The sequence below is a fragment of the Candidatus Thiothrix phosphatis genome, assembly GCF_035668035.1.
In the GTDB taxonomy this organism is placed as follows: domain Bacteria; phylum Pseudomonadota; class Gammaproteobacteria; order Thiotrichales; family Thiotrichaceae; genus Thiothrix; species Thiothrix phosphatis.
The window spans coordinates 1-6,496 of record NZ_JAYMYJ010000143.1 but is presented as its reverse complement, the minus strand read 5'-3'; the positions used below and the strand labels follow the sequence as shown (position 1 = coordinate 6,496).

The window sequence follows — 6,496 nt, the reverse complement described above, 5'->3', positions numbered from 1 at the left end:
TCAAACTATGCACGTCTCCCCGGCAAAGCCGGGGGATTTCCCAATAGATTAAAATTACTCACATCCCCTCCGTTGTTCTGGGTAGCCGAAGTCGGCTAGGATTTGGGTGTTGCGTGGGGCGGCGGCGGGTGGGTGCGGCCATGAAATGAGTAGCTTTTTCACGGTGGTTTCCTTAATTGGGTTATTTGCGTAGCAGGCCGAGGCCGGTTAGTGTTCCAAGCAGGACTCCAGACATCATGACGGGGATTGCTTGGAAAGCTGCAGTGATATGGCTGATGGCCCAGGTCATGGCGTAGCCGACGTAGTGCCATCCAGCCCCTTCCCCGATGATGATCAGGACTATGATCAGGGGGATGAATATCCAGCCGATAACTGCGCTGCTGATGCTTGTCCAGATGCGGACGCTGTAGGCGGCTGAACAGGAAAGCAGGAACATGACGACAAATTGCGCGATATATTCCATGTTGTCTCCTTATGAGGTTATGCAGCGTTCCCCTTGTCGTGCATAGTTGCTGGCGGGGTTGCCATTGCCGTCACGGGTGTCGATGTGGTATTTGTACCACTTGGCGGCGTTGCCGGAGCCGACTAGGTGGGATGCTTTGGCGTAGCCGCCGTGCCTTTGCGGGCTGTCGCTGCGGTGGATGGCGCCCATCCGGTAGCCGTCCTGTATGTTGAGGTTAGCGAGTTTGACGATGGCGGCTATTTGCAAGCCCTTGTTGTTCAGGAAGGCATCCATGCCGCCGTCAATCAGCCAGTTGTCGTTGTTTTTCAGCCATTGCTTTTGGCCTTTCCAGCAGTCGCGCCCACTCAGTGCACCGGATTTGCAGGCGGCGCGGAATTTGTCTTTCGACACCAGCCCTACCGCCACCAGGGCAGATGCGCCGAACTGGCCGATCCCCATGTAGCCGTATTGGTTGACGATGGTCTGGTTGCCGGATGATTCAGTGCGGATCAGTTCCTGTATCCATTGCTGGGTTTGGGCGGGTGTTAGTCCGATCAGTTGGACGCCGGATGGCAGGGCGACAAAGCGGTTGGTGTCGAAATCAATGATTTCGCGGATACGCACGCCCACATCAGTGGCGAGCATGGTTTCATGCTCTATCATCCAGTCGTAGGCGGCGACCTGATATTTGTCATGCAGCCAGCTTGCGCCGATATTGATGGTGATGGCGAAGCATACTGCGGTGATGGTGCCAAGGCTGTTGCGTGTTTGTTGCGCAACATAGGCCAGTGCGCGGTTTAGCCCGATATTCTCTGCTTCGAGCTTTGCCACCCTGAGCAACAGGGTGGACTCCAATTGCAGTTGGGTTATATCCATGGTGAAAACAGCCTGAGTATGGCGTCGATCTGGTCGATCCAGTGACGGATGTTTTCCAGCCCTGCCTTGATCTGGTCGAATTCCTTATAGGAAAGACCGGCTATCAGGCTGGAGAGGAATCCTCCGAAAAACAGCAGGTGGATTCCGATTGTCCAGTACAGTATTTTTTTCATGTCAGCGGGATTCGGTATGGACTGTGTAGGTTGCGCAGTTCTTGCGGGCGAGTCGGCTGCTGTCCCAATTGGCAACACCGTCACCGTCATCGTCTTCGCTGCACCATTTTTTTTGTTTCGGGGTGAGAGACACCCCGGTGTCGATGAAACCATCTGTTGGTTCGGTTTGGGGGGTGGCTTTGTTTATCCCCGGCGCTGAGACGTAGCTGCTGACGCTGCCAGCATTGCCAATGCTGTAATATTTGCCATATCCCATGGTCATCAGGCTGATGACGGTGACGCCAAGGATCATGAATATCCCCTTTCGGAGATATAACGCTGCGCCTACGAAAAAGCTGATGGCTCCGGCCATGCTGAGTGTGCGGAAACTGCCGTCGCCGATACTGATTTGCAGGTTGGCAAGCCAGTGGGTTGGGTTGCTCATGCCATAGAGGCCGTAGAGTTCCACTGCCCCTGCGACTGCGATGGCCGCCCCGAAGATGCGTAGGCCGCTTTCGGCGGCGGTTTCTGGTTGCGCGAAAAAGATCATGGTTGGTTTTCTCCGTGTTGGTTTATTATTTCACCCATTGGGCGATTTCGTTGTCAGGGACAAATGCGCCGTGGGCGCGGATGATGCCGGTGGCGTCGCTGGAGAACAGCATGTCGCCTTTGCCGAGCAGGTCTTCGCAGCCTACGGTGTCGATGATGGTTTTGCTGTCTGCGCCACTGGCCATGGTGAGGCCGATGCGGGTGGCGCATTGGGCTTTGATCAACCCGGTGATCACGTCAACGCTGGGGCGTTGGGTGATGGGGACGGTGATGATCCCGGCAGCGCGGGATTTCTGCCCAAGCCGGACGTAGTGGCTTTCGATTTGTTTGCCGTGTGTCATCATCATGTCGCCGAATTCGTCGGTGATGTTGACGATGTAGGGAATGTCCTGGTGGCCTGCCGCGCGGTAGCCGCTGATCTGCTTGACGCCTGCCTGACGGAAACGGGTATAGCGGCGTTCCATTTCTTCAACAAGCTCGCTTAGGGCGTGTTCGGCTTCGTCCATATTTGTGATGACAGGGCGCAACAGGTAGGCGCTGTTTTCGTAGGCGGTCAGCTCCACTTGTTTCGGGTCGATCATGAGCAGCTTAACGTCCTGCGGGGTTCTGGATTGCAGCAGGCTGATGATGATGCAGTTTTCCAGGCCGCTTTTGCCGCCGCCGGTTTTGCCCGCGATCAGCAGGTGTATCAGTTGCGACAGGTCTTGTATCAGCGGTGTGCCGTCGACATGTTCGCCGATGGCGATGGGCAGGGCCATTTCCCGCTTGGCGCGCTCCCATTCTGGTGTTTTGAATATGTCGGCCAGATGGATGAAGCGGCGCTTTTTCAGTGGGACATCAAAGGCGGCGAGGCCGCCGCCGATGTTGCGATTGAAGATGATGCTCTTTGCGCCTATGTCGCGGGCAATGTCAGGCAGTACCGGGGGGATGCCGCTGGATTTTGTCCCCTTTGGCAGCTTGATGTACTCACGCTCCACAACCGCGCCGCTGCGTGTCCCCGCGCTGGTGGCCCCGGGCAGTCCGTAGTCAGCCAGGGCGTTGGTCAGCGGTGTTTTGGTTGGTGTTGGGTTGCCTTCCCATGCTTCGATAATGGGTATGCCGCCTTCCTTGGCGATACATCCGCGCCTTTCCTGGGCGGTTTCAATGCGCCTGCCGATGGCTACGGAAACCGCCAGGGCCATGCCGGTCAGCAGCGCATAGCTGGTGGGAGCGCCGAACATGCCTGCCACCGCGCCGCCGGTGAACATGCTGCTGGCGGTGATGGCGATGTCGGTGAAGGTGGTGGGGATTATCTCCGCCGGTGTTGGCAGGGATCCAATCCGCAGTTTGTGTTTATTGTCCATGTTGTCCGTCTACTTGGATGCCTTGCGGCAGTTGGTTGTCGGCTGGCTGTGCGCCGGTGCCGATGGTGGTGGCGATGAATGCGGCGGCACCGATAGCTGCCAGGACTTTTCCCCATAGCTTGAGCGTGTCCCATTGGGCTTCCTGCTCGTGCTTGCGGCGTAGGCGTTGCAGTTGCAGTTGTTCGGCAAGCTCCACTGCCTTGGGACTTGCTTGTCCGCTTGTCCCAAGTAGCTTGGCGTAGGCTGCTTGTTCCTGTGCTGTGCGGATGGCGGCTTTTTCCGGTTCTGTCAGCTCGCCGCTGAATGGGCGGCGATGGCGGGTGATGATCGGGTTGCCGTTGAGCCCGTACTCAATGTGGCTGTAGGGGTCGCGGGAAGCGCGGGCGATGGTCAACTTGTCGATGATGCGCTGGGGGGTGATTGCCATCCGGGGCGTTGCATTTGCACGTTGCCCCTGCTCCATTTGCAGGACATTTGCACTTTCATTTGCTGCATTTGCACGTTCTGGCGGCTTTTTCCAATTCACCCACTGGAATTTGTTGGCGTTATTTTTACGCCATATTCCGGCATGAACGAGCATGGGCTTGCATTTGTCTGTCAGCATCCGGTAGGAGAATTCTTCCGTGACGGCGGCCTTGATCATCTCGGTGGCGTTGCATTCTTCTCCTGGCTTGATGTCCCTTGCCAGCAGGAGCGCCCCGGTCATGACGGCGGCGGCTTCTTCCGGCGTATATTGTTCACGTAGCCATTGGATCATGGCCTGTGACTGGAGCCTTTTACAGGCCCCGTCATAGGCCGTCATGGGGGCCGTCACGGGGGCGTCATTGCCCGTCATCAGGCCGTCATCGGTATGGTGGCAAGCCGTCATTGCCCCGTCATTAGGGGCGTCATGGCTGCCGTCATGGGGATTTTGGCGGTTTTTGCGGGTGGCCTCCCTCGCTGCTGCAAGGGAGATTATTTTTGCAGTGTCTGGGTAGGTTTCCATCATCTTTACTCCGTGTTATCGGGTTGGCTGTCTTTCTTTTTGGTGAGGATTTCGTAGATGTAGATGTCGAAATCCGTGTTCAGGACAATCCTGAACGCTGTGGCCAAACACATCAGCGCGACAAACAGCCAGAATTGGAATTGGGTGAAGTTCTGGCCTGCGTATGCAGATATGATGACGATAGCAAGAGCGTTGATTTCTTTCATGATGTTGCCCTCATTGGCAGGCTGACTACGTTGATATTGGTCGGTTTTGGATAGCTGTAGCTGCCGTCCGGGTTGCGTTCCAGCCAGCCATGCTCGGTGGCTTCCGCTTGGGCTTTTTCGATGAGCTTCCGCCCTAGCCCGCTAAATTCTTTCAGGTGGTCAACGGGAAGTTTTCCGGTTGGCCTTGGATTGATTAATTGATGCTTTAATCGATAGAGCAGCACTTGGTAGGGGTCTGCTTCTTTATGCGTTTGATTTGCACCATTTGTACCTGTATTTGTACCTGCATTTGTACCTTCGTCAGGTGCAAATGGTGCAAATGCAAGCTGCAAGTGAGTTGCCAGGGTCGTTGCGCGGTCGATTTCCGCTGAAAGTTTGGTTGTCTGTGTGGCGGAATCCTCTATGGTTTTCACCAAAAGCCCTTGGGCATCGGCAGCAGTTTGGGTTGATTCTGACAGTAGTTTGGTTGTTTTGGTGGCGGCTATTATTCCGCCGTCAATGGTATTGGCTGAACTGGTGAGCGCCACGTTGATGTCGGCTGCATACCTGCTTGCGTCATTGCAGTTGTTGGCTGCATGCGTTGCTGTTTGGGTTGCTTCCGCCAGTTGCCCAAGGCTGGCAGTTATGGTTCTGCTTGCGTCATTGCAGTTGTTGGCTGCATGCGTTGCTGTTTGGGTTGCTTCCGCCAGTTGCCCAAGGCTGGCAGTGGTTATGGCATCTACAGTCTTTTGTAAGCCCTCGATGGAGCTTGACAGCAGTGCCATGGATGCATCGGCTTGTTCTGTTAGCCGGATAATGTCTGCGACTATTTCAGTTTGTTGTTGTTCGTGTGCGTCTTTGGCGAACCTTGCAAACAGCATGAACATGATCATGATCAGTTCGAAGGCGAAAGCGCGGGCGAGGATAGGTAGGGATTGTTCTGCCGGTATTGCCTTTGGCTGGGTGGAAGTGAATTCTCCTGGTGCTGTGAGGTTGGCTTGTTTGTCCAGCAGTGTTTGTATCTGCTGGTTTCGTGCGTCGATGGAATTTTGTATCTGGTTACGTTTCCAGTCTGCGCCTTTACCGGTGATATTGTCTTTGTCGGCACTGGCGGTTTTGTTTTGGGCGCGCAGGTCGGAAATCTGTGCGCCCAGGTTTCTGTTGTTGTCGTTGTATTTTTCTACGTTGCGCTGGTGTTCTGTCAGCCGTGGCTTGTCGGCCTCGGTGGCTGCGGCGATGGCAGCAGCTTCCAGAGGCATGATGCCTGCTTGGTAGACGGTGTAGCCGCTGATGGCTGTCATGAACAGGCTGGCGATGGCCAGTGGGATGCCACGTTTGAAAGTGCGGCTGTTGAGTGTGTATAGCCAGCCACCGAAAACGGCGGCGCTGATGCTGGCGCTTAGGCCTAGCGAGGTGAGGTAATCTGGGGTATAGGTTTGCAGGTAGGTTACGGCGGTGTGTGCCGACAATGTGCTGACGCCTATTCCGATGGCGTGCAGGGCGTTTTCTGAGGTGAGATGACTTTTCATTTTCGGCACTTCCCTTTGCGGGTGCAGACTCCGGTGAATCCGCGCTGTTTTTTGCAGGGGCAGCCTTGGCATGGGGTTGGTTGTTGCTTTAACATGTTGGCTTCTCCTCTGCCCGCTTCCGGAATCCAATCGTCAGCGGGCTTTGGTTGATCGTAGGCCGCATTCGTGCGGCCTTTTTTATTTCGCTTGCTTGAAAAGGTAGGTAGCTGCTCCGGACATAAGCCCGCCGCCTGCCTGGGGCTGGTTAGTATTTAGTAACGGGGCAGGCGGCGCGCATCGGCGTTGATGGCTGCGTATTTCAGTGCATCCGCAAGGCGTTCGGCCTGATCCACGGTCATGATTGCCAGCGCCTTGTCGGACTGGCAGAACTCAATGCTGAGGGTCACAAGTTCGCCGGTTGCCATGGCTTGGACTTTCGCGCCGTCGCTGTAGGTT

The 6,496-nt window shown here is 55.7% G+C and carries 10 protein-coding genes; 1 reads left to right on the top strand and 9 read right to left on the bottom strand.

What is annotated here, in order from left to right:
• Nucleotides 1-181 precede the first annotated feature (181 nt).
• The 8 genes from VSS37_RS17705 to VSS37_RS17670 are packed head-to-tail and all read right to left on the bottom strand — an operon-like array spanning nt 182 to nt 5,833.
• Entirely contained in the window at nt 182-463 is a 282-nt protein-coding gene (locus VSS37_RS17705; RefSeq protein ID WP_324697336.1) for a hypothetical protein, read from the bottom strand.
• 9 nt (nt 464-472) lie between these two features.
• Nucleotides 473-1,318, bottom strand: a complete 846-nt coding sequence (locus tag VSS37_RS17700; RefSeq protein ID WP_324697334.1) for a hypothetical protein — start codon at nt 1,316-1,318, stop codon at nt 473-475.
• Nucleotides 1,309-1,491 (bottom strand): hypothetical protein, encoded by a 183-nt coding sequence (locus tag VSS37_RS17695; protein ID WP_324697332.1) that lies wholly within the window; start codon nt 1,489-1,491, stop codon nt 1,309-1,311. The genes VSS37_RS17700 and VSS37_RS17695 overlap by 10 nt, the downstream gene beginning before the upstream one ends.
• 1 nt (nt 1,492) lies before the next feature.
• Nucleotides 1,493-2,020: a hypothetical protein gene (locus VSS37_RS17690; RefSeq protein WP_324697330.1), complete on the bottom strand. Its 528-nt coding sequence runs from the start codon at nt 2,018-2,020 to the stop codon at nt 1,493-1,495.
• A gap of 25 nt (nt 2,021-2,045) precedes the next feature.
• Nucleotides 2,046-3,362: an FtsK/SpoIIIE domain-containing protein gene (locus VSS37_RS17685; RefSeq protein WP_324697329.1), complete on the bottom strand. Its 1,317-nt coding sequence runs from the start codon at nt 3,360-3,362 to the stop codon at nt 2,046-2,048.
• Nucleotides 3,352-4,350, bottom strand: coding sequence for a hypothetical protein (locus VSS37_RS17680; RefSeq protein ID WP_324697327.1), 999 nt, complete (start codon nt 4,348-4,350; stop codon nt 3,352-3,354). The genes VSS37_RS17685 and VSS37_RS17680 overlap by 11 nt, the downstream gene beginning before the upstream one ends.
• Before the next feature lie 2 nt (nt 4,351-4,352).
• The gene (locus tag VSS37_RS17675) at nt 4,353-4,553 is read right to left on the bottom strand and encodes a hypothetical protein (RefSeq protein ID WP_324697325.1); all 201 of its coding nucleotides are present in this window, start codon (nt 4,551-4,553) and stop codon (nt 4,353-4,355) included.
• Complete coding sequence (locus tag VSS37_RS17670) at nt 4,550-5,833, bottom strand: methyl-accepting chemotaxis protein (RefSeq protein WP_324697324.1); 1,284 nt, start codon at nt 5,831-5,833, stop codon at nt 4,550-4,552. The genes VSS37_RS17675 and VSS37_RS17670 overlap by 4 nt, the downstream gene beginning before the upstream one ends.
• Between VSS37_RS17670 and VSS37_RS17665 the strand changes: the two genes are divergently transcribed.
• Nucleotides 5,823-5,954: a hypothetical protein gene (locus VSS37_RS17665; protein ID WP_324697322.1), complete on the top strand. Its 132-nt coding sequence runs from the start codon at nt 5,823-5,825 to the stop codon at nt 5,952-5,954. The genes VSS37_RS17670 and VSS37_RS17665 overlap by 11 nt on opposite strands.
• A gap of 358 nt (nt 5,955-6,312) precedes the next feature.
• On the opposite strand, the gene VSS37_RS17660 is transcribed toward VSS37_RS17665, so the two are convergent.
• Nucleotides 6,313-6,496, bottom strand: a 184-nt coding sequence (locus VSS37_RS17660) for a hypothetical protein (protein WP_324697321.1), incomplete at its 5' end; no start/stop codon positions are given.

Coding starts and splice junctions, on each gene's coding strand:
- VSS37_RS17705 (WP_324697336.1), bottom strand. CDS start 463: ATGGAATATATCGCGCAATTTGTCGTCATGTTCCTGCTTTCCTGTTCA.
- VSS37_RS17700 (WP_324697334.1), bottom strand. CDS start 1,318: ATGGATATAACCCAACTGCAATTGGAGTCCACCCTGTTGCTCAGGGTG.
- VSS37_RS17695 (WP_324697332.1), bottom strand. CDS start 1,491: ATGAAAAAAATACTGTACTGGACAATCGGAATCCACCTGCTGTTTTTC.
- VSS37_RS17690 (WP_324697330.1), bottom strand. CDS start 2,020: ATGATCTTTTTCGCGCAACCAGAAACCGCCGCCGAAAGCGGCCTACGC.
- VSS37_RS17685 (WP_324697329.1), bottom strand. CDS start 3,362: ATGGACAATAAACACAAACTGCGGATTGGATCCCTGCCAACACCGGCG.
- VSS37_RS17680 (WP_324697327.1), bottom strand. CDS start 4,350: ATGATGGAAACCTACCCAGACACTGCAAAAATAATCTCCCTTGCAGCA.
- VSS37_RS17675 (WP_324697325.1), bottom strand. CDS start 4,553: ATGAAAGAAATCAACGCTCTTGCTATCGTCATCATATCTGCATACGCA.
- VSS37_RS17665 (WP_324697322.1), top strand. CDS start 5,823: ATGGCTGTCATGAACAGGCTGGCGATGGCCAGTGGGATGCCACGTTTG.
- VSS37_RS17670 (WP_324697324.1), bottom strand. CDS start 5,833: ATGACAGCCATCAGCGGCTACACCGTCTACCAAGCAGGCATCATGCCT.